Origin of the sequence: Ochrobactrum teleogrylli (genome assembly GCF_037482325.1) — a bacterium.
In the GTDB taxonomy this organism is placed as follows: domain Bacteria; phylum Pseudomonadota; class Alphaproteobacteria; order Rhizobiales; family Rhizobiaceae; genus Brucella; species Brucella teleogrylli.
This window is the reverse complement of sequence record NZ_JBBHKQ010000001.1, coordinates 2,448,928-2,475,050: the sequence shown is the minus strand read 5'-3', so window position 1 is coordinate 2,475,050 and position 26,123 is coordinate 2,448,928. Positions and strand designations below refer to the sequence as shown.

The window sequence follows — 26,123 nt, the reverse complement described above, 5'->3', positions numbered from 1 at the left end:
GCACCCCATCACGGATGCTTTTCTTGCCCCCTCATCCCAAAAAGGCCATGCTTGAAGTGCCTTTTCCGGTGAGGAGACGGCTTGTCGGTTTTGGATACGGTCGGCGATTCGTTGCCGATGGCACAGGTGGGAATGTGAGAAGAGGATTGGGCTTCATGCGGCATGGAATGAAAAACGGCCCGCTTTACGGTTTGCTTTTTTCGCTTCTGGCGGGAATTGCAATGCCTGCCAGCGGCGCATGGGCCAAGGCGGCAGCCGATCCCGCTCCCGTCGTCACGCCTGCTGTTCGGGCCGGTTCCTTTGCTGGCGCCTATCTGGCGGGCCGCACCGCCGAAGCCGATAACAACCTGTCCGCCGCCGCCGATTTCTATCGTCAGGCCATGGCTTTCGATCCGGGCAACAGTCAGGTCAAGCAGGACCTGCTTCTCGTTCTGCTGACCGAAGGCCGCTTCAAAGACGCCCTGCCACTTGCTTCCGAATTGCAGAATGTGCCGGATATCGAGCGTTTCTCTCGCGTCGCCCTTGCCATCGACGCTATTTCCAAAAAGCAGTACCGCAAGGTCGGACCGCTTTTGATGCTGTCCATGCAGTCCGACATGGACCGGCTTGCGACAGGCTTCATGAATGCGTGGGTCAAGGTGGGGCAGGGCAATCCCAAGCAGGCACTGGCCGATATCAAGAAGATGGAAGGCCCCGAATGGTATGGCCTGTTCCGCACCTATAATTCTGCTTTGATCGCCGATCAGGCCGGGATGAAGAAGGAAGCGGCGGAATTCTACCAGCAGGCCTTCGATGACCGTCCCGGCGGCAGCGCTGCGCCCGACACCTATGAACGCATCATTATGGCCTATGCCTCGTTCAAGCTGCGTCAGGGCGACAAGGCCGGGGCCATCCAGATCTTGAAGGATGGCGAGGAACTGCTGAATGGTCGCATGACGCTCACCGAACTGCGCGAGCAGGTCGAGGCGGGGCAGAAAGTTGACCGCCTGATCGAAACGCCGCAGCAGGGCGCTGGTGAAGTGCTTTATACGCTCGGCACCGCGATCAACCGCAGCGGTGCAGAGGCATTTGCGAAGCTTTATCTGCAACTCTCGCTGCCGCTGCGTCCGGGCAATGATGCGACCCTGTTCCAGCTTGGCGATATTTCGGCCAAGCTGCGCCGTCCGGAAGCGGCAGTGGAATATTATGCGCAAGTGCCGGAAAAATCGCCCTATCGCCGCGATGCCGAAATGCAGCGCGCGCTGAACCTTGCCGATAATGACAAGTCTGCCGAGGCCATTGAGCAGTTGAAGACGCTTCTGGGCCGCGACAAGACCGACATCCGTACCTATCTGGCGCTGGGTGGCGTTTACGCGCAGGACAAGAATTTCGCCGAAGCCGCCAAGATTTATGACGCGGCTGTCGAACAGATCAAGACGCCGGAACGCAAGGACTGGCCGGTCTTCTACCAGCGCGGCATCGCCTATGAGCGTCTGAAGCAGTGGGACAAGGCGGAACCGAGTTTCAACAAGGCGCTGGAGCTTTATCCCGACCAGCCGCAGGTGCTGAATTATCTTGGTTATTCCTGGGTCGATATGGGCATCCATCTCGATCGTGCGCTCGACATGATCAAGAAGGCGGTCGAGTTGCGCCCGCAGGACGGTTACATCGTCGATTCGCTGGGCTGGGCCTATTACAAGCTCGGTCGTTACGACGAAGCGGTGGTGGAACTGGAAAAGGCTGTTAAGCTGCGCCCGGAAGACCCGACGATCAACGATCATATGGGCGATGCCTATTGGCGCGTTGGTCGCCAGCTTGAGGCGACGTTTCAGTGGAACCATGCGATTGCAGGCAAGCCGGAGCCGGAAGAACTCGTCAAGATCGAGGAAAAGCTGAAGAAGGGCCTGCCCGACGTTCCGGGCCAGTCTTCCGCCGATGCGACCAAGCCAGGCGAGAAAAAGCCGGACCAGCCGAAGCCGGAAGAACCGAAGCAGGACACGCCTGCTGTCGCGCCTGCACCAGCTGCGCCCACACCGGAAAAGCCGACGACGGATTAAAAGCGGCAGATAGGTCCGGTTTCAGGGCGATAGGACACTGAAACCGGCAGTCTGTGCTTGACCCTGCGGTGCTGATGTATGATCTGGCAGGATTTTTATCCGAAAACCGGTTGCCACTTTTCGGAAATCCTGCTTAGACCGGGCCATCATTTCAATAACGAGGCCCAGCCCGGTGTCTAATTCGTCCAGCATGTTGCCCGCACATATGCATCCCACCCGTTCCTTTCAGGGTCTGATCCTGACGCTCCATCACTATTGGGCGGAACATGGTTGCGCTATTTTGCAGCCTTACGACATGGAAGTGGGTGCGGGTACGTTCCATCCGGCAACCACGCTGCGTTCGCTCGGGCCGAAGCCGTGGAAAGCCGCCTATGTGCAGCCGTCGCGCCGTCCCAAGGATGGCCGCTATGGCGAAAACCCCAATCGGCTGCAGCATTATTACCAGTATCAGGTCATCATCAAGCCATCGCCGCCGAACCTTCAGGACCTTTACCTCGGTTCGCTGAAGGCCATCGGCCTTGATCCGACGCTGCATGATGTGCGCTTCGTGGAAGACGACTGGGAAAGCCCGACGCTCGGCGCCTGGGGCCTTGGCTGGGAATGCTGGTGCGATGGCATGGAAGTGTCGCAGTTCACCTATTTCCAGCAGGTCTGCGGCATTGAATGCTCGCCGGTTGCCGGTGAGCTGACCTATGGTCTGGAGCGCCTCGCCATGTATGTGCAGGGCGTGGACAATGTCTACGACCTCAATTTCAACGGTCTCGAAGGCGACGAGAAGGTCACCTATGGCGATGTGTTCCTGCAAGCTGAGCAGGAATATTCCCGCTACAATTTCGAAATGGCCGATACCGAAATCCTGCATCGCCACTTCATTGATGCCGAGCGTGAATGCGAAGCCATCCTGAAGGCGGGCAGCACGGGCGAGGGTTCTTTGCACAAATGCGTGCTCCCCGCCTATGACCAGTGCATTAAGGCATCCCATGTTTTCAACCTGATGGATGCGCGCGGCGTGATTTCGGTCACCGAACGCCAGAGCTATATCCTGCGCGTCCGCAATCTCGCGCGTCAGTGCGGCGAGGCATTTCTGCTCACCGATGCAGGCGGCTTTAATTACAAGAATGAGGCTGTGTAATGCCTGACTTACTTCTCGAACTCTTTTCCGAGGAAATCCCGGCCCGCATGCAGCGCAAGGCCGCCGGCGATCTGAAAAAGATGATCACCGATGGTCTGGTCGAAGCCGGTTTGACCTATGAAGCCGCGACCGCCTACTGGACGCCGCGTCGTCTGACGCTCGATATTCGTGGCCTGACCGTGCGTTCCAAGGACGTGCATGAAGACATCAAGGGCCCGTCGGTCACTGCACCCGAGCAGGCCATTCAGGGATTTCTGCGCAAGGCCGGTCTCAGCGATGTTGCGCAGGCGCATGTGCATTCCGATCCGAAGAAGGGCGATTTCTATGTCGCCCATCTGACGAAGCCGGGCCGCCCGGCGGAAGAAATCGTCGCCGAGCTGGTGCCGCAGACGATCCGCAATTTCCCGTGGCCGAAATCCATGCGCTGGGGCGCGGCTTCGGCAAAGCCCGGTGCATTGCGCTGGGTGCGTCCGCTGCAATCGATCCTGTGCACCTTCGGCCCTGAAACCGAGGAAACGGTGGTTATCGATTTCGACGTTGACGGCATCAAGTCCGGCAATCTGACCTATGGTCATCGTTTCCTGAGCGACGGTCAGGCGATCAAGGTGCGCCGCTTCGATGATTATGTCGAAAAGCTGGAAAAGGCTTTTGTGGTGCTCGATGCCGAACGCCGCAAGGAAATGATCTCGCAGGACGCGCATAACCTTGCTTTCGCGTCGGGTCTCGAACTGGTCGAGGACGAAGGGCTTCTGGAAGAAGTGTCCGGTCTTGTCGAATGGCCGGTCGTGCTGATGGGCGAATTCGAGGAAGAGTTTCTGGCCATTCCGCCGGAAGTCATCCGCCTCACCATCCGCGCCAACCAGAAGTGTTTTGTCACGCGCAAGCAGGGCGAAACGGAAGCGCTGTCCAACCGGTTCATTCTGGTGTCGAACATCGCAGCCCGCGATGGCGGCACGGAAATCGCATACGGTAACGGCAAGGTGGTGCGCGCACGTCTGTCGGATGCGCTCTATTTCTGGCACACCGATCAGCATGATCTGCCCGACCTCGACAAGCTCAGCGCCTCGGCGGAGAAATTCGGCCTTGACCTGAAGAAGCCGCTCGATCAGCGCATGGCGCGGCTGGACGCGTTGAACGTGACCTTCCATGCCAAGCTCGGGACGCAAGGCGCTCGCGTTGAGCGTATCCGCGAACTGGCTGCGCAAATCGCGCCACTGGTCGGCGCCGATCCGAAGCTTGCTGCACGTGCGGCAGTGCTGGCCAAGGCTGATCTGACCACCGAAGTTGTGGGTGAATTCCCCGAGCTTCAGGGCGCGATGGGCCGCAAATATGCTTTACTTCAGGGCGAGGATGCAGCCGTCGCCGCAGCGGTTGAAGAACATTACAAACCACAAGGCCCGTCCGATGTGGTGCCGAAGAACCCGGTTTCGGTTGCCGTCGCGCTGGCCGACAAGCTCGACACGCTGGTCGGTTTCTGGGCCATCGATGAAAAGCCGACGGGTTCGAAGGATCCTTATGCTTTGCGTCGTGCGGCGTTGGGCGTGATCCGCCTTCTGCTGTCGCAGGATTGGAAGTTCCCGCTGCTGCCGCTGTTCCGTTCCGCCTTTGCCGCGCTGAAAGAAGGTCAGGTCCAGCGCAAGCTGCGCGAATTTGAAGCGAAGCTTGCAGGTGAAAAGTCTGGCGATGTCGATGGCGAGCAAGACGTCGATAATGCGCTGCGTAACTATGAGACGGAAGTCCGTGCCGAAGCTGACAGCAGTGCCGAACCGGTGCTGGCTGATCTGCTTTCCTTCCTGCACGACCGTTTCAAGGTACATCTGAAAGACGAAGGCGCACGTTACGATGCTATCGACGCCGTGCTGACGCCGGAAGCCGACAACCTGCTTTTGGTCGCACGCCGCCTGGAAGCGCTGATCGTCTTCATTAATGAGGAAGACGGCAAAAACCTGCTGGCAGGCACTAAGCGCGCCGCCAATATTCTGGCAGCGGAAGAGAAGAAGGGCACCAAAGTCGCGAGCAGCGTCGATGCTTCGCTTCTCAAGCTGGACGAGGAAAAGGCTCTGTTCGAAGCGGTGACACTCGCATCGAGCGAAACCGAAGCGGCGATCGCCCGTGAAGATTTTTCGGGCGCGATGCTGGCGCTGGCCAAGTTGCGCGGCCCGGTCGATACGTTCTTCGAAAAAGTGCTGGTCAACGACGAGGACGAAAATGTTCGCGCCAACCGTCTGGCTCTGCTCGACCTGATCCGCACGGCCACCGGCAAGGTTGCGGATTTCTCCAAGATCGCTGGCTGATAGCCCGCCCACACGAAATAAAAATGGCGCCGGTTGGCGCCATTTTTATTTGAGGATTATTGAAGGCTGGGTCTGAGCGTCAGCGAACTCAGATCGATTTCTCCCGATGCGCCAGCCCACGGATCGCCGACGACGCGCACGGGCTTGGCGGGGTCGAAGTCCGGCATCTTCTGTTCGGTCGGGATGATAGCGGGCTGTTCCTGCACGTCTTCCGGCAGCGGCTTGCCCTGCATGCGCGCCATATAGGCGCGGGCGCGCTTGCGCCGTGCTTCGATTTCCTTCAGCGCTTCGGCTTCAGCCTCCTGCCGCTGGCTGCAAGCGCCGCAGACAGGCAGCCCGTTGGCGCCCATCCGGTCATAGCCGATATAGTCGATGGAGCCGACCGCATAGGTCGTTCGCGCAAGTTCCGCCCCGTGGGCCGATGGAACAACGGGCAGTCCGGCGACAGTCAGTGAAATGGCGATAAATCGCGATAACATTATTCACCTCAAGCATGGATAGTAACATCCTGCCGCAAAAAAGCTAACAAAACGCAATTTTCCGGGTCGCGTTGCCATAAATGTGCACGAGGCAAACCGCCTGTTTGCTTGCGCAGGGCTTCGCGCTTGTGTAGGCAGAAGGCGCTCATATCTATGCGTGCATCTTGTCCGAAAACCGCTTTGCACTTTTCGGGATGCACTCAACTTGGACGCCCGAGAGGCGGAAAACCAGTGTCAGATGTAATGAAATTCGATGATGAGGCAGTTCAGCGCGCGGTGGAAATCCTGCGGCGCGGCGGTCTTGTCGCCATTCCCACCGAAACCGTCTACGGTCTTGCCGCCGATGCCTCGCACGGCGAAGGCGTGGCCGGTATTTTCGCCGCCAAGGGTCGCCCGCAGTTTAACCCGCTGATCGCCCATGTCAGCGGCATTGCCATGGCAGAGCGCTATGTTACCTTCGATGCCCTGTCGCGCAAGCTGGCGGAACTGTTCTGGCCCGGCCCGCTGACCATCGTGCTGCCGCTGAAAGACCAACAGGATACCAGTCGGCCCATTCATCCGCTGGTGACGGCGGGACTGCCGACGCTCGCCATCCGCATGCCGCATGGCCGCGTGCAGGAGGTCATCACGGCGCTGGACAGCCCTGTTGCGGCACCGAGCGCCAATACCTCCGGGCGTATCAGTCCGACAAGCGCCAAAGCCGTCGCGGACGATCTTGGCGACAAAATAGACCTGATCCTCGATGCCGGTCCATGCGGAGTGGGCGTGGAATCCACTATCGTGAAGGTCGAGGGCGACATGGTGCGTCTGTTGCGGCCCGGCGGGCTTGCGGCAGAGGACATTGAAGCAGCGATTGGCACAAAGCTGGTGCGCACCGAACAGACCGAGGCCATTCAGGCGCATATCATCGCGCCGGGCATGATGGCCTCGCATTATGCACCGGATGCCGCCATGCGGCTTGCGGTTGGCGATGTGCAACCGGGCGAGGCGCTGCTGGCTTTCGGGCCGTCGCGTGTAGCCGGAGCCGAGACGGCAAAGGCCGTGCTTAACCTCAGTGCCGATGGCAATCTGCGCGAGGCGGCCAGCAATCTTTTCGATTTCATGCGCAAGCTTGACGCCACCGGTGCCAGCACCATTGCCGTTGAACCCATTCCCTTTGACGGTCTCGGCGAGGCCATCAACGACCGTCTGAAACGCGCTGCCGCACCGCGCTAGATTTCAAAGGACCAATATGGACACCGGATTGATCGAACGTTTTGCCGCCATCGTGGGTGAAAAGAACGCACTCACCGCGCCGGAAGACATTGCGCCCTATCTGATAGAACAGCGCGACCTTTATAAGGGCAATTCGGCCCTGGTCTTGCGTCCCGGCTCCACGGAAGAAGTCGCGGCGATCATGAAGCTCGCCAGCGAAACGAAAACCCCTATTGTGCCGCAGGGCGGCAATACGGGCCTCGTCGGTGCGCAGACGCCGGATGAAAGCGGCACGACGATCGTGCTGGCCCTTGGCCGCATGAACAAGATACGCGCGCTTGATACGGTGGGCAATCTGGCCACCGTCGAGGCAGGCGTCATCCTCAAAAATCTTCAGGACGCGACCGAGAAGGCGGGCCGCCTGTTCCCGCTGTCGCTGGGCGCGGAAGGTTCGTGCCAGATCGGCGGCAATCTCGGTTCCAATGCAGGTGGTACGGCGGTGCTCGCCTATGGCAATATGCGCGAGCTTTGCCTCGGTCTCGAAGTGGTTTTGCCAACCGGCGAAATTCTCGACGACCTCCGCTATGTGAAGAAAGACAATACCGGCTATGACCTGAAAGACCTGTTCGTGGGTTCTGAAGGCACGCTCGGCGTCATCACGGCGGCGGTTCTGAAAATCTTTCCGCAGCCGAAGGGCAAGGGCGTCGCCTATGCCGGGATGCGCAGCCCGGACGACGCGCTGCGCCTGTTCCAGCTCGCGACCGAACATGCAGGCCCGTCGCTGACCGGGTTTGAGCTGATGCCGCGTGTCGGAGTCGAATTCACGGTGCGCCATGTCGATGGCGCGCGCGATCCGTTGGAAAGCCCGCATGACTGGTATGTGCTGATCGATATTTCCTCCACGCGCTCGGAAGAAGATGCGCGCACCACGCTGGAAACCATTCTTCACGAAGCTTTTGAGGCGGATATTCTTCAGGATGCGGCGATTGCAGAAAGCGTCGCGCAGGCGCAATCCTTCTGGAAAATGCGCGAGGAAATGTCCTGGGCGCAAAAGCCGGAGGGCGGCTCGATCAAGCACGATATTTCCGTGCCCGTTTCATCCATCCCGGCCTTTATCCGCGAAGCCAATGCGGCGGTGCTGGACATGATCCCCGGTGCACGCATTGTCTGCTTCGGCCATATCGGCGATGGCAACCTGCATTATAACGTGTCGCAGCCGATTGGCGCGGACAAAAAGGAATTCCTCTCCCATTGGGGCGCGCTTAATCACCGCATCCACACGATTGTCACAAGTTACAGGGGGTCGATTTCTGCCGAGCATGGCATCGGTCGCCTGAAGCGGGACGAGCTTGCGCATTTCAAGCAGCCTTTCGCGCTCGACCTGATGCGCCGCATCAAGACGGCCTTCGACCCGGCGGGGATTATGAACCCCGGCAAGACCCTGTAAAACAAACCAAATTGCTACTTGAATGACGGGCGGTTTTTCCGCCCGTTTTGCTATCGGTAAACGCATATTAGGAAGAATTTCCGAATTCTTACACCTGGTTGCATTCTGATAACCAAAGGAAAAAGCAGGGAAAAGTTAACCCAACTCCTTAAGGCCATCGGTAACAAACGCGGTCTATTCTCCATCTCAACGAGGGCAGAAAGCCCAATCAAAGAGAAGCTGGAATAACCGGCTCTCGACAGAGACAGAGAGACAGAGGCGTTGACAATGATGAGCAAGGGACTGAAGCCAGACTGGGCAGGCCGTGAACTGCGGCTCGATCCGTTTCACTTTCCGCAGGTGGTGAGCTACGCATCGCACGACGGCAATACCGACGTCACCTTCACCATCAACGAACGGGGCGCGGTCATCCGGCAGGTTCTGCCGTCGAGCGGCCTGCCCATGTCGATTGCACTGCCGATCCATGCTTTTGTCGGTGTTGTCGCCCGCGCGGTCGAAGACGAATATGGCGAAATCACGGTCACGCTGGAACTGATGCATCAGGACCCGCAGCTTTCCGTGCCGCTTCTGGTGGCGCATGACCTGACCGATGTTGCCGCCGACTGGCGCGCCTGGGCGGCTGCGTTCAACCTGCCGATGATGCTGGTGGAAGAAGACGGCGTCGCCCGTCCGCTTTACGAAAGCACCGGCCCGGTGCGCACCAGCCAACCGCAGGCCCGCCGTCAGGGGCACGAGACGCGCCGTCGCCGCCCCCGCTTCCTCGCCCGCCGCAAGGCTGGCACGCTGGGCGTCCGTCTGGTGATCGAAGGCAAGGAAATCATCGCCCGGAATTGACCGCAGCGGAAAAGTTGAACGGGCGAGATTATTCACATTGTCGTGTGATCACGATCTCGTCCCATTCTGCCGCTAGGTTTAGGAGACTGCTTCATTTTGAAGCTAAATTAATTGGCTGACCTCCAGACAAAGCCACCCGGATGGGTTTCCCCATCCGGGTTCTTTTTTATCGATCAGAGCCGGGGTTTACTTCTTGCGGCTGAGAAAGGCCGTGATGGCCTCACGCGCTTCATTGGAGGTCAGGCGTTCGCCGAAAAGCTTCGCTTCCCGCGCAATACGATCCGCGATGTTTTCGGCGGGCATGCGCATGAGCGACCGCGCGATCTGCATGGCCTCCGGCGGCTTGGCGGCGATTTCTTCCGCAGCCTTCAGCACTTCCGCTTCCAGCTCTGCGCTTTCCACGATTTTATAGACGATGCCTGCTTCAAGCGCTGCTTCCGCGCTGAAACCATGACCGAGCGCCAGAAGGGCAAAGGCCTTCTGATGCCCCATCAGCGGTGGCGCGAGCAAGCTGGAACCGGCTTCCGGCACGAGACCGAGATCAACGAATGGCGTGCGGAACAGCGCATGTGACGTTGCAAATGTCAGGTCGCAATGGAAATGGATCGTCGTGCCAATGCCAATCGCAAGGCCATCAACGCCTGAGACGACCGGCTTTTTGGCGCTCGACAGGGCATAGAGAAAATCCAGAATATCCTTGCCCATATCGCCGCCGCCAGCCGCTGCGGCCATGAAATCCTGCATGTCGTTGCCGGATGAAAACGCACCCGGCACACCAAGAAACACATGGACGCGCACCGCGTCGTCGGCGTCGCCATCCTTCAACGCCTTGGCCATGGTGGCATACATGGCGCGGGTGATGGCGTTTTTCTTGTCGGCCCGGTTCAGCCGGATAATCTGCACCGCATCGCGACGTTCGACGAGAATATGTTCGCTCACGTTCAAGCCTCCAGTGCGGATTTAGCGGCGGCGAGGCTGGCTGCGCCGGTGATGACGGTGTCTTTCAACGACGATACTTCCGCCAGCATGTTCTCGGCGAAGAAACGGCAAAGAACGGCGCGACCCTTATCGTCGCCTGCAAGGGCTGCGCGGGCCAGATAAGCGCCGCCGGAAGTAAGGGACAGCAGACGCTGATAAGGCGTTGCACCGGCAAGCGCTGCCTCTGCGCCACCTTCGGCAACTGTCTTTTGCAGCCAGTCGGTCGCTTCACGCGCTTCGGAGAGCGCCTTTGCAAGACGTGCGCCGGTTTCGCCCAGTTCCGGGTGGTTGGAGGCAACTGCCTTGTCGGCATCCTGCTGCAATTCGGCAAGGAAACCCTTGATATGCTCGCCATTTCCAAGCGGCAACTTGCGCATCACCAGATCGATGGCCTGAATGCCGTTGGTGCCTTCGTAAATCGGCGTGATGCGCGCATCGCGCAGCAATTGGGCCGCGCCGGTTTCCTCAATGAATCCCATGCCGCCATGGATCTGCACGCCGAGCGACGCGACATCCACGCCGACATCGGTGGCAAAACTCTTCGCCAGCGGCGTGAGCAAACCGGCACGGTCGGCCCAATGCTGTGCATCGGCACCTTCGGTCGCATGGCTCATGTCGATGGCATGGGCGCAGGCATAGGTGATGGAACGGGCGGCCTGCGTCAGCGCCTTCATGGTCAAAAGCATGCGCTGCACATCGGGGTGTTCGATGATCGGGCTCATACCCTCCTTGGGATTCGCACCGATGGCGCGGCCCTGCTTGCGCTCCTTGGCATAGTTGAGCGCCTGCTGGTAGGCTGCCTCCGCGACACCGACGCCCTGAATGCCGACCAGCAGGCGGGCATTGTTCATCATGGTGAACATGCAGGCGAGGCCGCGATTCTCTTCGCCGATCAGATAGCCGACCGCGCCCTGTTCCTCGCCTTTCACGAAACCGTCGCCATAGATCATGGTGCAGGTCGGCGAGGCGTGAATGCCCATCTTGTGTTCAAGACCAGAGCAGAACAGATCGTTGCGGCGACCGAGCGAACCGTCTTGATTGACGAGGAATTTCGGCACGAGAAACAGCGAAATGCCCTTGGTGCCCGCAGGCGCATCGGGCAGGCGGGCCAGCACCAGATGCACGATGTTATCGGTCAGGTCATGTTCGCCATAGGTGATGAAAATCTTCTGGCCGAAAATGCGATAGGTGCCGTCATTGCTGCGCTCGGCGCGGCTGCGCAGCGCGCCAAGGTCGGAACCGGCCTGCGGCTCGGTCAGGTTCATCGTGCCCATCCACTCGCCGGAGATAAGCTTTTCGAGATAGATATCCTTCAATTCCCTGGAGGCATGCTTTTCCAGCGCCTCAATCGCACCCGTGGTGAGCGTCGGCCCGATGGCGAAGGACAGCGAACCGGCATTCCACATTTCATTGACGGCGACCGACATCATGGTCGGCAGACCCTGACCGCCATAGTCCGGCGTGCCCGTCAGCGAATTCCAGCCGCCTGCAATCCAGTCGCGGTAAAGGTCTTTCCAGCCCGGCGCGGTGGTGACGACGCCGTCCTTGACGGTCGCGCCATGCCGGTCGCCGGGGATGCGTAAGGGCTCGACACGTTCAGCGGCAAACTTTCCGGCCTCTTCGAGAATGGCTGCGGCCAGATCGGCGGAAAATTCGGGAAAGCGGTTGTCGGCCAGCGCTTTTTCAAGCCCCGCAACCTTCATCAGCGTATGGGAAATTTCAGAAACCGGCGCGCGATACATCTTTCCTCCACATCGTGCTCATCGAGGCCCCTCCTCGGAAACCCCGGCCTCCGATCTGCAAGCGTGCAGAGGGAGTATCAGTCTTCTTCAACACAAGAGCTATCGGCTTATTACGTAAACGTCAATATTTTCTCGCAGCCTATTGCATGATGAAAACAGGCTCCAATCGCATCCTATCTGTCAAAAGGATGCGATCATGCCGGTGCTGTCATTAAAACTATTTGCCGGAACGTTCCCGCTCCACAGCACGCCAGCCGATATCGGTGCGATAAAAACCTTCCGGCCAGTCGATCTTCCTGATGGCGTCGTAGGCTTTCGCCTGTGCTTCCGCGACAGTGCTGGCGACTGCGGTGATGTTCAGCACACGACCGCCATTGGCAATGAGATTGCCGTCCTTTTCAGCCGTGCCTGCGTGGAAGACCTTGACACCATCGAGACCGTCAAGCGCGTCGAGACCGCGAATGACGCTGCCCTTCTTTACATTGGTCGGATAGCCTTCCGCAGCCATAACGATGGTCAGCGCCGGATCATCTTTCCAGTCCGGCGAAACCTGATCCAGCTTGCCGTCGACGGCGGCATTGATCAGCGCCAGCAAGTCGCTGTTGAGGCGCATCATCAGCACCTGACATTCCGGGTCACCGAAACGGGTGTTGTATTCGATCAGCTTTGGGCCGTCCTTGCCGATCATCAGGCCGAGAAACAGGATGCCGGAGAAGGGCGCGCCGATTTCCGCCATGCCGCGCATGGTCGGCTCGATCAGTTCGCGCATGGTGCGCTCAACGATTTCCGGCGTCATGACCGGAGCTGGGGCATAAGCGCCCATGCCGCCCGTATTGGGGCCGGTGTCGCCATCGCCGACACGCTTGTGATCCTGCGCCGAGCCAAGCGGCAGGGCCGTTTTGCCGTCGCAGATGCAGAAGAAGCTTGCTTCTTCGCCGTCCAGAAATTCTTCCACCACCACTTCGGCCCCGGCAAAGCCGAACGCGCCTTCGAAGCAGGCATCGACCGCATCCAGCGCTTCATCGAGCGTCATGGCGACGACCACGCCCTTGCCTGCGGCCAGACCGTCAGCCTTCACTACGATGGGCGCGCCCTGCTGGCGGATATAGGCCTTGGCCTTCGGCGCATTGTTGAAACGGCCATAGGCCCCGGTCGGAATATCGAAGCGGGCGCAGAGATCCTTGGTGAAACCCTTGGAGCCTTCCAGCTGGGCTGCCGCCTTGGAGGGGCCAAAGACGCGGATGTTTTCGGCGCGCAGATCGTCGGCAAGGCCTGCAACCAGCGGCGCTTCCGGTCCGACGATGACCAGATCGATGGCCTTATCCTTGGCGAAGGCAATGACGGCCTTATGGTCGCTGACATCGATATCGACCAGCTCGGCGGCTTCCGCGATGCCAGGATTGCTCGGCGCGCAATAGAGTTTTGTCAGTGACGGAGAAGCGGACAGTTTCCAGGCCAGAGCATGTTCACGACCGCCAGAACCGATTAAAAGAACTCTCATTGCTTGCTCCGTCTTCGTCGGGGTTATAGTGATGGCTGCATATATCAAGGATTTCGCCATGTCACAGCCCGAACTACACGGATCGATTCAGTCACGCAATGCGCAAGGGCGCGTAAAGGACGCTCCGTCGGGCCATTGGGTCTATAAGTTGTTGCCGCAGTCGCTTTGGCCCTATGCGCAGCTTGCGCGCTGGGATCGCCCGATTGGCTGGCAGCTTCTGTTGTGGCCGTGCTGGTGGTCGGCGGCACTGGTGGCGGGCACCGGTGCGCAGCCCGGTGACGGCGCATGGTCGGTCGTGCCTTCGATCTGGCACCTGTTCCTGTTTCTGGTTGGTGCCATCGCCATGCGCGGCGCGGGCTGCACCTATAATGATTTGGTCGATCAGGATATCGACGATCAGGTGGACCGTACCCGTTCACGCCCGCTGCCTGCCGGGCAGGTGACACGCGGTCAGGCCAAGGCCTTTCTCGTCCTGCAAGCGCTAGTCGGGCTTGTCGTGGTGCTGCAATTCAACTGGTTTTCGATTGCGCTCGGCATTTTCTCGCTTTTGATCGTCGCTGCCTATCCCTTCATGAAACGCATTACCGACTGGCCGCAATTTGTGCTGGGTCTCGCCTTTTCATGGGGCGCGCTGATGGGTTGGGCTGCGGTCGAAGGATCGCTCTCGTTGCCACCGGTGCTGCTCTATATCGGCGCGATCCTGTGGACCATCGGTTACGACACGATTTACGCCCATCAGGACAAGGAAGACGACGCGCTGGTCGGCGTGCGTTCCACGGCGCGCCTGTTCGGGAAGCACACCAAGACCGCACTGATGATCCTTTATGGCGGCGCTATCGGTTTCTTTGCCGCCGCTTTTGCGGTGGCGCAGGTGCCGATGCCGGCGCTGGCCGGATTGCTGGCCGCTGGCGTACATCTCTACCGCCAGATTATCGTGCTCGATATCGACAACCCCGACCAGTGCCTGAAACTGTTCAAGTCGAACAATATCGTCGGCTGGCTGATCTTCCTCGGCCTCGTTTTCGGCAGCCTCTGGGTGGCGATCAAGCCGATTGTGTAGACAGGGGAGGAAGGACGCAGTTTCCCCTCATCCTGAGGAGCCGTCGAAGACGGCGTCTCGAAGGGTGAGGAGCTGGCGAACTCCAGACCCCGCCCCGACCCTTCGAGGCTTCGCTACGCTCCGCACCTCAGGGTGAGGGCGGGGGTAGCAGCTTTTCTTTCCCTTACGGATAAAGCCGGTCCTTGTTCCAGTCGCCTTCCGGCACGGGCCGGGTAAACAGCACGCGGTCATGCAGGCGGAACGGGCGGTCGTGCCAGAACTCGATGGAAACCGGGCGGATGCGGAAGCCCGACCAGTGCGGCGGACGTGGAATGTCGCCGATGGCATATTTCGCGGTATATTCCGCGACAGATTTTTCCAGCGCGAAACGGCTTTCCAGCGGGCGCGACTGTTTTGAGGCCCATGCGCCGATACGGCTGCCGCGTGGACGCGAGGCGTAATAAGCGTCGGCTTCGGCATCGCTGACTTTCTCAACCGGCCCACGCACGCGCACCTGACGGCGCAGCGTCTTCCAATGGAAGCACATGGCAGCCTTCTCAGCCGACAGGATTTCCTGCCCCTTCTTGCTCTCATAATTGGTGTAGAAGACAAAACCCTGCTCGTCGAAATCCTTCAGCAGCACCATGCGCACATTGGGCAGCCCATCAGGATCGACGGTGGCAAGCGCTACGGCGTTAGGATCGTTCGGTTCGGTCTTGCCTGCATCGGCCAGCCACTCCGCAAAAAGCTTGAAAGGCTGGGAAGACAGGGTGAAATCGTCGCTTGAGCTGGTCATTTCCACTATTCTCGAATGATTGTGGTGATAGGCGGGGTCGGAACGGGAATCCCGACCTGAAAAACTGGCGCGAGCTTCCTCCATAAAGCGCGTCTTGTCCACCTCCTGGTCAGGGACGGGGGCGGGGTTGAATGCATATGCCGCATCACAAGAATGGGCGTGGATTTTTCTGCCCGTCGGCTGAGGAAACCCACAGAGTTGCTGTTGTGCATTGGTATGGTTTTGTTTACCTTGCCAGCTCATCGCTTGTTAACCCACCACCGCCATAATCGCTGCATCCATAGCGTGTAAAATTGAGGACGTAGCGTTTGGCTGCTGGAACTGTCTGTCACCAGAAACATATCCGCTCTGCCGTTGATTTTGCTGCGGCCCTGCGCAATGCCGTGATCGGCATGACGCTGTTTTCGCTGGCCGGTTGTGCCATGGGTGGCGTCAGCATCGACAAGGCCGTTCCTGATTCGACCACCATCACCGGTTCGGTGCAGCAGCCGACCGTGCCGGATTCCAGTACGCTTTCCGATCAGTCAACAGTCAAGAACGTGGTTTCCGCTTTAAACTTCACGCAATGGGGTAAGAAGCCGGTGCCGTGGACCAATCCGGATACTGGCAGCCAGGGCACGATCACGACCGTTGCCGAGAGCAACAAGAACGATCAGCTCTGCCGTGAATTCGAGACCTCACGCGAAGCTTTTGACGGCGTTTCCATCTATCGCGGTGAAACCTGCATGCAGCGCGGCGGCCAGTGGACTGTCACGGCATTTGCACCGATCTGACAATATGCGCAGTCTGACGTCGGTACAGACTGGAACTTTTCTTGCCTGATGCGCATATTAGGCTCAATTGAGTCTTACCACTGACTTCACAGTCATTTTCCTGAATGAGGAACTATATGCGCGATCCCTATAGCGTGCTGGGCGTCGCCAAAACGGCGAAGCCCGAAGAAATAAAATCGGCCTTTCGCAAGCTGGCCAAAAAGCACCATCCGGATCAGAACCAGGATGATCCAAAGGCGCAGGAGCGCTTTGCGGAAGTTAATCAGGCCTATGAAATCGTCGGCGACAAGGATAAGCGCGGTCAGTTCGACCGTGGCGAGATCGATGCCGAAGGCAAGCCCTTGTTTCAGGGTTTCCAGGGCGGCGGTGGTTTCGGCGGTGCACATGGCGACCCGTTTGCGGGCTTCCGCCAGGGCGGCGGCAACAGCCATTTCGAATTCCGTTCCGGTCCCGGCGGTCAGGGCGGCGGCTTCGGCGGCGCAGAAGATATTCTGAACGATTTGTTCGGCGGTGCTTTTGGCAGCGGCGGACGGCAGCGTGGCCGCGCGGGCACCAATGCCAAGGGCCAAGATCTGTCCGCATCCATCGACGTGACCTTGTCGCAAGCGGCAGGCGCGGAGAAGGTCGAGGCGATTTTCCCGAATGGCAAGCATCTCAATATCAAGCTGCCGAAATATGTCGAGGATGGCCAGACCATCCGCTTGAAAGGGCAGGGCGAGCCGCTGATGGGCGGAACGCCCGGCGATGCGCTTGTGACGATCCGCTTCAAGCCGCATCCGCGTTTCCGTCTTGAAGGGCGCGACGTGCATGTGGATTTGCCGGTCAATCTCAGCGATGCAGCCCTTGGCGGCAAGGAAGAGGTCGAGACGCTCGATGGGCGTATTGCGGTGAAGGTTCCCGCCTGGTCGAGTTCGGATCGGGTGCTGCGCCTGAAGGAAAAGGGCCTGCCGCTGAAAGCGGGCGGGCGCGGCGACCTTTATGTTCATATCCGCATCATGCTGCCGGAGGGCGGTGACAAGGAACTGGAAGAATTCCTCCAGAAGCGCCGCGAAGGCTGATATTGTTCTCCCGAAGCGGAAATCGCTTTGGGAGGCAATAAGGCCACACAATAAGAATTTATGCGATTCTGATCGATTGAATTGCTTTTCAATCGATCAGAACTGTTTTTCTGTGGTCACGCGGGCCAAAATGCGGGCCGGGTGTTGTAGCTTTGCGGCAGTAAAGTGACAATGCCCGGCTTTTTCGCTGCAATTGCTTGAAGGTGATGCAAGCCTGTGCGATAGGGCAACAAGTTTATAGTTTTTCAATGAGGACCCTTAATGACCGCACAGTCTGGTTTGTTGCAGGGCAAGCGTGGATTGATTCTGGGCGTGGCCAACAACCGCTCCATCGCCTGGGGCATTGCCAAGGCCGCCCGCGATGCCGGCGCAGAACTCGCATTCACCTATCAGGGCGATGCATTGAAGAAGCGCGTCGAGCCGCTTGCCGAAGAACTTGGCGCTTTTGTTGCCGGTCATTGCGACGTGGCGGATGCCGCGAGCATCGACGCTGTTTTTGACGCGCTTGAGAAGAAGTGGGGCAAGATCGACTTTCTCGTGCACGCCATCGGTTTCTCCGACAAGGACGAACTGACCGGCCGCTACCTCGATACGTCGGAAGCCAATTTCACCAATACGATGCTGATTTCGGTTTATTCGCTGACCGCAGTTGCCCGCCGCGCGGAAAAGCTGATGGCTGATGGCGGGTCGATCCTGACGCTGACCTATTACGGCGCCGAGAAGGTCATGCCGAATTACAACGTCATGGGCGTTGCCAAGGCTGCACTCGAAGCAAGCGTAAAGTATCTCGCCGTCGATCTCGGCCCGCAGAACATCCGCGTCAACGCGATTTCGGCAGGCCCGATCAAGACGCTGGCCGCTTCGGGCATTGGCGACTTCCGCTATATTCTCAAATGGAACGAATATAACGCGCCGCTGCGCCGCACCGTGACGATTGAAGAAGTGGGCGATGTTGGCCTCTACTTCCTCTCCGACCTGTCGCGTTCGGTGACGGGTGAAGTGCACCACGCTGATAGCGGTTACCACGTCATCGGTATGAAGGCGGTGGACGCGCCGGACATTTCAGTCGTCAAGGACTGATACGATCCTTTTGAAATCCCGAAAAGTTGAGACGCTTTTCGGGATTTTTCTTTGTCTTTCCCGGACCGGGAAAGTTATCCCTGTTTTAGCGCCTGATCCAAAAGCCGCCATGCCGGTCTGCAAATGGCAATTTCTGCGCTTCCGGTGCTCACGTACCCAAATGTACGCTGCGCTCCGGTTCTCGAAATCACCATTTTCGCCACAGCCTGCCGGTTTTTGATTCAGACACTAAGAGAAAGAGGAAACAGCCGGAACGGCTTCGACAGCTGTTTTCGACTGGCAACGCTTTAGAGGTAAGGCTTTGGCCCGGGAGATCATCTACTTTTCGCGTCACGGCGAAACGGACTGGAATGTTTCGCAGCGCATTCAGGGGCAGCTCGATATTGACATCAATGCCCATGGACGCACCCAGGCTGATCGCAATGGCGATATGCTGAAATCGCTAATCGGTGATGGCGCAGGCTTCGATTTCGTGGCAAGCCCATTACGCCGCACGCGCGAGACGATGGAACGCATCCGGCTGCGCATGGGCCTTGATCCTTATGATTTCCGCACCGATCCGCAATTGATGGAAGTGAATTTCGGCGACTGGCAGGGCTTCATGATGGAAGACATTGCCAGGGAGAGAAACGATCTCATCGAAGCGCGCGCCCGCGACAAGTGGAATTTCATGCCGCCGGGCACCACCGCTGAAAGCTATATGAGCCTGTCGCAGCGCATTGGCCGCTGGGTGGAGGCCGTGGAATGGCCAACCGTTTGCGTGACGCATGGCGGCTGCATTCGCACGCTGTTTTATCTCTATGGTGATCTGGACGGCCACGACGCCGCCAATCTCTCCATCCCGCAGGACAAGATTCTGAAGTTCGAAAACGGCAAGCTGGAGTGGGTGTGACAAGCCGCTGATGGCGGCTATGATCGGCAGCAGAATTGCGCTCACATAGCGAAGAGGTCACATGATGCCGTTCAAACACTTTGCCGTCATTGCAGATATTCATGGCAACAGCGATGCGCTGGCGGCGGTGCTTGCTGATATTGACGCGCAGCGCATCGAAACAATCATCAATCTGGGCGACCATCTGAGCGGACCGCTTGCTGCACGCGAAACAGCCGACATGCTGATTGCCCGCGATATGATCTCCATTCGCGGCAACCATGATCGCTGGCTGGTTGAACAGTCCATTGACGACATGAGCCAGTCGGACCGCGCTGCGCGGGAGCAGATAGATGAGACGCATCTGGAATGGTTGCGCGCCTTGCCTGCAACGCGCGAGCTGGCCGATGGTCGCATTTTCGCCTGCCACGCCACGCCGACGAGCGACACATGCTACTGGCTCGAGACTGTGACTGAAAGCGGCGATGTCATTTTGCAATCGCGGGCGGTGATAGAAGCGGAAGCCGGGGATATTTCCGCGTCGCTGCTGTTGTGCGGACACACGCATATGCCGCGCATTTTGCGCCTGAGCGATGGCAGCCTGCTGGTCAATCCCGGCAGTGTCGGTTGCCCCGGCTATGACGATGATCAGCCGCGCCCGCATGTCGTGCAGACCGGCAATCCCAATGCATCTTATGCCGTGATAGAGGAAGGCCCGTCCGGCTGGCTCGTGACGATGCGCAGCATTCCTTACGACACGTCGCGCATGGTGGCGCTTGCGGAGAAGGCCGGGCGTCCGGATTGGGCGCGCGTGGTGCGCAGCGGCTGGTTTCACCCATGAAAAGAGCGGCTTTTCAGCCGCTCGTCAAACCTGCCAACTGCCCATAGCCAGCGCTTACGGCGCTTCCTGAATGTCGGTGATGAAGCGGGTATTGTCGACCATATCGTAGATGATGATGACCTTCATGCCCTTGTTGATGGCGCTGTAATCGAATTCGCCGGGCAGTTTGTAGGTCTTGCCGTCATCGAGCGAAAGCGTTTCGCTGTCCTTGTTGATGGACGTGATCTTGCCTTCGGCATCGTCGGCCATGGCGACTGTTGAAAACAGCGAGGCGAGAATGAGGATCAATCCGACCAGATACTGCATGGTTTTCCGTTCCTTTGCCCGCTCTTTCGCCCGGTTTCATTGTCGTGAAGCAAGACTTCACCGAATCGACACGACGTCGCCATTTGTCTATTAGCGACTTGCTCTTTGTTGCCCTCAATCTAGCGTGTCGAATGTGTCAAAAAAAATACCGGAACGGGATGATCCGAAGGAAATTTCGGGTCGGCGGTGGCCATGATTTGACCGATCCCGAAAAGCTCAATAAAACGCCCGATGAAGTAGCTGGTATCCTGCCCGTCAGGGTTCGCCTCCGGGGCGTTCCGGGGTCATTTTAGTCAGGCGTCGCGCATGTCTCATAATAGTTTCGGTCATCTGTTCCGCGTAACCACCTGGGGCGAAAGCCACGGTCTGGCGCTCGGTTGCGTCGTGGATGGGTGCCCGCCCGGCATCACCTTCACCGAAGCTGAAATTCAGTCCTATCTCGACAAGCGCAAGCCCGGTCAGTCCAAATATACCACCCAGCGTCGCGAGCCGGATCAGGTGCGCGTGCTATCCGGCGTTCTTCTCGGCGAAGACGGCGTGACCATGACCTCCACCGGCACACCCATCTCGATGATGATCGAAAACACCGATCAGCGCTCCAAGGATTATGGCGAGATCGCCCGCCAGTACCGTCCGGGTCATGCCGATTACACCTATGACGTCAAATATGGCATTCGCGATTATCGTGGCGGGGGCCGCTCGTCGGCGCGGGAAACGGCGGCCCGTGTGGCGGCTGGGGCCATTGCGCGCAAGATCGTGCCGGGCCTTGAAGTCAAGGGCGCGCTGGTTGCCATGGGCGTACACGGTATCGACCGCCGCCGCTGGAACTGGTCGGAAGTGGACAACAATCCTTTCTTCTCGCCGGATGCCGGGTCGGTTGAATTGTTCGCGGATTATCTCGATGGTATTCGCAAGAGCGGATCGTCGGTCGGCGCGGTGATCGAGATCGTGGCCGAGGGCGTGCCCGCCGGTATCGGCGCGCCGATCTATGGCAAGCTCGATCAGGATATTGCCAGCCTGCTGATGTCGATCAACGCCGTGAAGGGTGTCGAAATCGGCAATGGTTTTGAAGCTGCGCGCCTGACCGGCGAGGAAAATGCCGATGAAATGCGGATGGGCAATGACGGCACGCCGCTGTTCCTGTCCAACCATGCCGGCGGCATTTTGGGGGGCATCGCCACCGGCGCGCCGGTGGTGGCGCGCTTTGCGGTCAAGCCGACGTCTTCCATTTTGACGCCGCGCCAGTCCATCGACAAGGATGGCAAGGAAGTGGACGTGATGACCAAGGGACGTCACGATCCATGCGTGGGCATCCGCGCCGTGCCGATTGGCGAGGCGATGGTCGCATGCGCCATTGCGGATCATTATCTGCGTCACCGCGGCCAGACTGGCCGCGTCTGATAAAACGGGGCCAGACCGGACGGATTTAACAAGGATGTTTGTCGATGAGCTATAATCAGAAGCAGGTTGTGGATGCATTGCGCGCTTTCGAGCGCGGCGAAATCGTCGTCGTCATGGACGATGATGGTCGCGAGAACGAAGGCGACCTGATCGTTGCCGCCGTGCATTGCACACCGGAAAAGATGGCATTCATCGTGCGCCACACATCGGGCATCGTCTGCACGCCGATGCCGCGTGAGGAAGCAAAGCGGCTCAATCTCGCGCCAATGGTCGCCGAGAATGAATCCGCCCACACCACCGCTTTTACGGTCACGGTCGATTATCGCCATGGCACGACCACCGGCATTTCGGCGGAAGACCGCACGCTGACGGCGCGCAATCTGGCGAACCCGAATGCAGGTGCGGATGATTTTGTGCGTCCCGGCCATATTTTTCCGCTGATCGCGCGCGAAGGTGGCGTTTTGATGCGCTCCGGCCATACGGAAGCTGCCGTCGATCTTTGCAAGCTGGCCAATCTGCCGCCCATCGGCGTCATCTGCGAACTGGTCAATGATGACGGCTCGGTCATGCGCGGCCCCGATGTGACCGCTTTCGCCGAAAAACATTCGCTGCACCGCGTGACGGTGGCCGATCTCATCGCCTATCGCCAGCGCAAGGAAACGCTGGTCAAGCGCGTCGGCGATGCGGCGATCAAGACCTGCGCTGGCAATGCCCACGCCTACACTTACGAACTGCCATGGGAGCCGATGCAGCATGTGGCCGTTGTCTTCGGCGACATTCGCGATGGCGAGGAAGTGCCGGTGCGCCTGCATCGCGAGGACGTGTTGAACGACGTGTTCGGCAAGGGCGGCAGCAATCTCGACGCGATCATGGAGCGCATGGGCAAGGAAGGCCGTGGCGTTCTGGTCTATCTGCGTGAAGGTTCTGTCGGTGTCCGCGCCGATCATCACGATGCGCGCGCCCGCGATAATCTGCCAGGCGAGCATGAAAGCCATGCGGAAGCCCGCGCCCGTGAAGAGGAATGGCGGCAGATCGGCCTTGGCGCGCAGATCCTCAAAGATCTGGGCATCACCTCCATCGTGCTGCTGGCCTCGCGCGAACGTCACTATGTCGGCCTCGAAGGTTTCGGCATCGGCATTGCCCGCACCGAAATCATCTGAAGACCTGCAGGCAGGATATGCACAGGACCGTCATGGTCATGTGCTCGCCTGATGCTATAGTGGACGCATGACGACACGGCTTTACTGGCATCCGATCTTTCTGGAACATCTGACACCGCCCGGGCACCCCGAGCGCCCGGATCGCATTCGCGCGCTGATGAGCGAGCTGGAAGGGCCGGATTTTTACCGGCTCGACCGGGTCGAGGCATCGAAGGCGAGCGCAGACGCGATCCTTCTCGTCCATCCGGAAGAGCATCTTGACGCGGTGCGCGCCAAAATCCCGGAGCCGGTCGAGGATGAAGAAGCGCCGCAGCCCGTCGTGAAGCTCGACGGCGACACCTATGTCAGCCCGAAAAGTATGGAGGCAGCGCTGACCGCCATCGGCGCAACGATGGGCGCGGTGGATGACGTGTTTTCAGGCGCCGCCAGCAACGGCTTTGTCGCTGCACGCCCCCCGGGCCATCATGCCGAGCGTGAGCGCGCCATGGGCTTTTGCCTGTTCAATTCGATTGCCATTGCGGCTCGTCATGCGCAGCGCCGACACGGTGCCGAGCGGGTCGCCATCATCGATTGGGACGTGCATCATGGCAACGGAACGCAGGATATTTTTCAGGACGATCCAAGCGTTCTGTTCTGCTCCACGCATCAGTTTCCGCTCTATCCCGGCACGGGCGCGAAGGATGAAGCCGGCGTCGGCAATATCGTCAATGCGCCGCTATCACCCAATACGGGCAGCCGCGAATTTCGCGAAGCATTTAATAGTCGTGTATTGCCCGCTTTGGACAACTTCCGGCCAGATTTGATCCTTATTTCGGCTGGCTTCGATGCTCATTTTCGCGATCCGCTGGCCGAGATCAATCTCGACGAGGCGGACTTCGACTGGGCGACCGGCAAACTCATGGAACGGGCGGAACGCTTCTGCGATCACCGGCTCGTGAGTGTGCTGGAGGGTGGATATGATCTAGAGGGCTTGTCGCAGTCCGCATCTACGCATATTACGCGGCTGTTGAAAGGATGAATCATGGTAACCGAACCGTCCAACGCCGATATTGCGGTCATGAGCTTCGAGGATGCCCTCAAGCAGCTTGAAAAGATCGTCGACGATCTGGAGCGGGGCGATGTGCCGCTGGAAGAATCCATTCGTATCTATGAGCGCGGCGAAGCGCTGAAAAAGCATTGCGACACGCTGCTGAAATCGGCGGAAGACAAGGTCGAAAAAATCCGCATCGGCCGCGATGGTCAGCCTGTCGGCACGGAACCGCTCGACGCGGAATAGTTAGAACAGCGCCCTGAGTTGAGAGACATGGGGCGCGAGCACGCCGCTCAGCAAATAGGGGCCAAGGCCCCAGCAAAGCGTCCATCCCGCGGCACCGATCACATTTGCAGCCAGAAAATGCAGCGGGTTCATATTCATGGAGCCCGCGACAATGCCGTTGAGCTGACGCAATAGCACGACGAAGCGCGCCGTCGCGACCACATAAAACCCCTTGCTGTCGAACAGCTTTTCAAATTGATAGAGCCTTTCCGGCGTGAGCTTGACCAGATGGCCATAGCGCAGGATCAGCTTGCGCCCGCCGAAATGCCCGATCAGATAGCCGGTGCAATCGCCCAGTACCGCGCCGATAAACACCGCCAGCAGCACGGCTTCTATATCCAGCGTGCCATGCAGCGCCAGAAGCGAGCTTGCGATCAGCGCGCTTTCGCCGGGAAGCGGCGCGCCGAACGACTCGAAATAGACGATGACGAACAGCGCCAACGCGCCATAGGCTGTGATGTAGGGTTCGAGAAAGCTCATAAATTCAACATCTTTGCTGAGAAACCGCTGGTCCTGAAACGCAAACGGCTCCGGCGCGGACCGGAGCCGGAAACATATAAATCAAAATATCAGCCGATAGAACGTTTGCCGGTGATGGCGTGATAGGCCCAAAGCACGATGACTGCGCCGACAATGGCGATGATAAGGCTGATCGGATCGAATGCGCCGGTGACGCCGCGCCCGAACAGTGAAGATGAAAGCACGCCGCCGACGATTGCGCCGACAATACCCAATGCGATGTCAAAGAAGACGCCTTGACCGCTTTTATTAACGATTTTGCTGCCGACGAAACCAGCAATCAGGCCGAGTATGATCCAGCTTATTACAGACATCTTATATCTCCCGAAGCGCAGATAAACATTTGTTTCGCGCTCGCGGAAAATTTTCATATTTATTGCGCAGAGGCAAGTTAATATGCTTGTCAAAACGAGAAATCGTTTTAACTTCAACTTACCGCATGCACGTCAAGCTGCATGGGATAACAGGGAGTATTGCGTCATGGGTAGTTACGACGATAACTCAAACGGTTCGCCGATCCCCGGCGGCAGTCTTGCCAAGCCAATCATGATTGCACTTGGCGCGTTGCTGGTTGGCAAGATGCTCGGCGGCAGCAAGGAAGAACCCGCACCGACGCAGGCGCAGCCGGTGCCTGACCAGTCTCAGGCTGGCGGCGGCTTGGGCGATCTTCTCGGTGGCCTGCTTGGCGGCGGCGCTGCCGGTAATGCTTCTGCTGCACCGTCTGCGGGTCAGGCTGGCGGCCTTGGTGGTGGATTGCTCGGTGGCATTCTCGGCGGGCTTGGTGGCCTGCTTGGTGGCGCTGCTGCGGGCAACGCATCGGCAGCACCTTCCGCGCCGGGTCCGCTCAGCGGTGGCCTTGGCGGTCTGCTGGAACAGCTGAACCAGGCAGGTCTTGGTGAAAAGGTTGAATCTTGGGTCGGCCAGGGGCAGAACCATCCCATCGAGCCGGGCCAGCTTGGCGATGCTATTGGCCAGAAGACGCTTAGCGAAATTGCCCAGCATGCAGGCATTGACCAGCAGGAATTGCTGAACCAGCTTTCGCAGGTGTTGCCGGGTCTGGTGGACAAGCTGACCGCCAACGGTCAGGTGCCGGACACCAACGCGCTTTCCAAGTTGTTGCAGGGTCGCTAAAGCATTTCCAGCAAAAGTGCGTAGCGCCTACGCGGGGAAATCAGTCCACTGGACTGATTTCTGATCCCGCTTCGATGCGTAGGATAATGCGGCTCTGGAAAAGCGTGGAGCTAGCGCCATATTGATGAATGCGGACCGCACCGGCCTGCCGGTGCGGTTTTGTTTTGAACAGATTTGATCGGCTGGTTTTGCGGCT

General features: G+C 58.9%; 25 protein-coding genes. 17 read left to right on the top strand and 8 right to left on the bottom strand.

The window, feature by feature from the left end:
- Positions 1-155 precede the first annotated feature (155 nt).
- The 3 genes from WIX40_RS11640 (at position 156) to glyS (ending at position 5,462) form a co-directional block, all read left to right on the top strand.
- Entirely contained in the window at positions 156-2,036 is a 1,881-nt protein-coding gene (locus WIX40_RS11640) for a tetratricopeptide repeat protein (RefSeq protein WP_109370176.1), read from the top strand.
- A gap of 205 nt (positions 2,037-2,241) precedes the next feature.
- Entirely contained in the window at positions 2,242-3,168 is a 927-nt protein-coding gene (locus WIX40_RS11635) for a glycine--tRNA ligase subunit alpha (protein WP_109370177.1), read from the top strand.
- Positions 3,168-5,462 carry a glycine--tRNA ligase subunit beta gene (gene glyS, locus WIX40_RS11630; protein WP_171316572.1) on the top strand — a complete coding sequence of 765 codons (2,295 nt, stop codon included), beginning with the start codon at positions 3,168-3,170 and terminating at the stop codon, positions 5,460-5,462. Before WIX40_RS11635 ends, glyS begins: the two co-directional genes overlap by 1 nt.
- Positions 5,463-5,518: 56 nt before the next feature.
- On the opposite strand, the gene WIX40_RS11625 is transcribed toward glyS, so the two are convergent.
- Positions 5,519-5,941 (bottom strand): hypothetical protein, encoded by a 423-nt coding sequence (locus WIX40_RS11625; protein ID WP_171316569.1) that lies wholly within the window; start codon positions 5,939-5,941, stop codon positions 5,519-5,521.
- A gap of 243 nt (positions 5,942-6,184) precedes the next feature.
- Here WIX40_RS11625 and WIX40_RS11620 point away from each other — a divergent pair, with 243 nt between their 5' ends.
- The 3 genes from WIX40_RS11620 to WIX40_RS11610 all read left to right on the top strand — a co-directional run bounded on the left by WIX40_RS11620 (position 6,185) and on the right by WIX40_RS11610 (position 9,416).
- Positions 6,185-7,156, top strand: coding sequence for an L-threonylcarbamoyladenylate synthase (locus WIX40_RS11620; protein ID WP_210261383.1), 972 nt, complete (start codon positions 6,185-6,187; stop codon positions 7,154-7,156).
- Positions 7,157-7,172: 16 nt separating this feature from the next.
- Entirely contained in the window at positions 7,173-8,582 is a 1,410-nt protein-coding gene (locus WIX40_RS11615) for an FAD-binding oxidoreductase (RefSeq protein ID WP_339439955.1), read from the top strand.
- Between the two features lie 267 nt (positions 8,583-8,849).
- On the top strand, positions 8,850-9,416 hold the full coding sequence (locus tag WIX40_RS11610) for a DUF6101 family protein (protein ID WP_121537334.1): 567 nt from the start codon (positions 8,850-8,852) through the stop codon (positions 9,414-9,416).
- A 186-nt stretch (positions 9,417-9,602) separates the two neighbouring features.
- On the opposite strand, the gene WIX40_RS11605 is transcribed toward WIX40_RS11610, so the two are convergent.
- From WIX40_RS11605 to purD, 3 genes are all read right to left on the bottom strand, one after another.
- A complete protein-coding gene (locus WIX40_RS11605) occupies positions 9,603-10,355 on the bottom strand; it encodes a crotonase/enoyl-CoA hydratase family protein (protein WP_171316560.1) in 753 nt (250 codons plus the stop codon).
- A 2-nt stretch (positions 10,356-10,357) separates the two neighbouring features.
- Positions 10,358-12,136 (bottom strand): acyl-CoA dehydrogenase family protein, encoded by a 1,779-nt coding sequence (locus WIX40_RS11600; RefSeq protein WP_171316555.1) that lies wholly within the window; start codon positions 12,134-12,136, stop codon positions 10,358-10,360.
- 217 nt (positions 12,137-12,353) lie between these two features.
- Positions 12,354-13,637, bottom strand: coding sequence for a phosphoribosylamine--glycine ligase (purD, locus tag WIX40_RS11595; RefSeq protein WP_339439954.1), 1,284 nt, complete (start codon positions 13,635-13,637; stop codon positions 12,354-12,356).
- A gap of 58 nt (positions 13,638-13,695) precedes the next feature.
- Between purD and ubiA the strand changes: the two genes are divergently transcribed.
- Positions 13,696-14,697, top strand: coding sequence for a 4-hydroxybenzoate octaprenyltransferase (ubiA, locus tag WIX40_RS11590; RefSeq protein WP_109370178.1), 1,002 nt, complete (start codon positions 13,696-13,698; stop codon positions 14,695-14,697).
- Positions 14,698-14,860: 163 nt separating this feature from the next.
- On the opposite strand, the gene pdxH is transcribed toward ubiA, so the two are convergent.
- Positions 14,861-15,472, bottom strand: a complete 612-nt coding sequence (gene pdxH, locus WIX40_RS11585) for a pyridoxamine 5'-phosphate oxidase (protein ID WP_140025430.1) — start codon at positions 15,470-15,472, stop codon at positions 14,861-14,863.
- A 308-nt stretch (positions 15,473-15,780) separates the two neighbouring features.
- Here pdxH and WIX40_RS11580 point away from each other — a divergent pair, with 308 nt between their 5' ends.
- The 5 genes from WIX40_RS11580 (at position 15,781) to WIX40_RS11560 (ending at position 20,095) form a co-directional block, all read left to right on the top strand.
- Entirely contained in the window at positions 15,781-16,245 is a 465-nt protein-coding gene (locus WIX40_RS11580) for an RT0821/Lpp0805 family surface protein (protein WP_371830798.1), read from the top strand.
- Positions 16,246-16,361: 116 nt separating this feature from the next.
- Complete coding sequence (locus tag WIX40_RS11575; RefSeq protein WP_339439953.1) at positions 16,362-17,303, top strand: DnaJ C-terminal domain-containing protein; 942 nt, start codon at positions 16,362-16,364, stop codon at positions 17,301-17,303.
- Between the two features lie 261 nt (positions 17,304-17,564).
- Positions 17,565-18,383 (top strand): enoyl-ACP reductase FabI, encoded by an 819-nt coding sequence (gene fabI, locus WIX40_RS11570; protein WP_109368447.1) that lies wholly within the window; start codon positions 17,565-17,567, stop codon positions 18,381-18,383.
- A 301-nt stretch (positions 18,384-18,684) separates the two neighbouring features.
- Complete coding sequence (locus WIX40_RS11565) at positions 18,685-19,275, top strand: histidine phosphatase family protein (protein ID WP_124915190.1); 591 nt, start codon at positions 18,685-18,687, stop codon at positions 19,273-19,275.
- A gap of 64 nt (positions 19,276-19,339) precedes the next feature.
- Positions 19,340-20,095 carry a metallophosphoesterase family protein gene (locus WIX40_RS11560; RefSeq protein WP_339441012.1) on the top strand — a complete coding sequence of 252 codons (756 nt, stop codon included), beginning with the start codon at positions 19,340-19,342 and terminating at the stop codon, positions 20,093-20,095.
- A 54-nt stretch (positions 20,096-20,149) separates the two neighbouring features.
- Here WIX40_RS11560 and WIX40_RS11555 read toward each other — a convergent pair whose 3' ends face one another.
- Complete coding sequence (locus WIX40_RS11555) at positions 20,150-20,401, bottom strand: DUF1344 domain-containing protein (RefSeq protein ID WP_109368449.1); 252 nt, start codon at positions 20,399-20,401, stop codon at positions 20,150-20,152.
- 306 nt (positions 20,402-20,707) lie between these two features.
- On the opposite strand from WIX40_RS11555, the gene aroC reads away from it, so the two are divergent.
- From aroC to WIX40_RS11535, 4 genes are all read left to right on the top strand, one after another.
- Positions 20,708-21,802, top strand: coding sequence for a chorismate synthase (gene aroC / locus WIX40_RS11550; RefSeq protein ID WP_339439951.1), 1,095 nt, complete (start codon positions 20,708-20,710; stop codon positions 21,800-21,802).
- Positions 21,803-21,846: 44 nt separating this feature from the next.
- Positions 21,847-22,962 carry a 3,4-dihydroxy-2-butanone-4-phosphate synthase gene (gene ribB / locus WIX40_RS11545; RefSeq protein WP_109370180.1) on the top strand — a complete coding sequence of 372 codons (1,116 nt, stop codon included), beginning with the start codon at positions 21,847-21,849 and terminating at the stop codon, positions 22,960-22,962.
- Between the two features lie 67 nt (positions 22,963-23,029).
- Positions 23,030-23,980: a histone deacetylase family protein gene (locus WIX40_RS11540; protein ID WP_339439950.1), complete on the top strand. Its 951-nt coding sequence runs from the start codon at positions 23,030-23,032 to the stop codon at positions 23,978-23,980.
- Positions 23,981-23,983: 3 nt separating this feature from the next.
- A complete protein-coding gene (locus tag WIX40_RS11535) occupies positions 23,984-24,238 on the top strand; it encodes an exodeoxyribonuclease VII small subunit (protein ID WP_078338030.1) in 255 nt (84 codons plus the stop codon).
- On the opposite strand, the gene WIX40_RS11530 is transcribed toward WIX40_RS11535, so the two are convergent.
- Both WIX40_RS11530 and WIX40_RS11525 read right to left on the bottom strand, forming a co-directional pair.
- Positions 24,239-24,757: a DedA family protein gene (locus WIX40_RS11530; RefSeq protein ID WP_339439949.1), complete on the bottom strand. Its 519-nt coding sequence runs from the start codon at positions 24,755-24,757 to the stop codon at positions 24,239-24,241.
- An 89-nt stretch (positions 24,758-24,846) separates the two neighbouring features.
- Positions 24,847-25,110 carry a GlsB/YeaQ/YmgE family stress response membrane protein gene (locus WIX40_RS11525; protein WP_109370181.1) on the bottom strand — a complete coding sequence of 88 codons (264 nt, stop codon included), beginning with the start codon at positions 25,108-25,110 and terminating at the stop codon, positions 24,847-24,849.
- Between the two features lie 166 nt (positions 25,111-25,276).
- Here WIX40_RS11525 and WIX40_RS11520 point away from each other — a divergent pair, with 166 nt between their 5' ends.
- Positions 25,277-25,927 carry a YidB family protein gene (locus WIX40_RS11520; protein WP_109368453.1) on the top strand — a complete coding sequence of 217 codons (651 nt, stop codon included), beginning with the start codon at positions 25,277-25,279 and terminating at the stop codon, positions 25,925-25,927.
- Positions 25,928-26,123 lie beyond the last annotated feature (196 nt).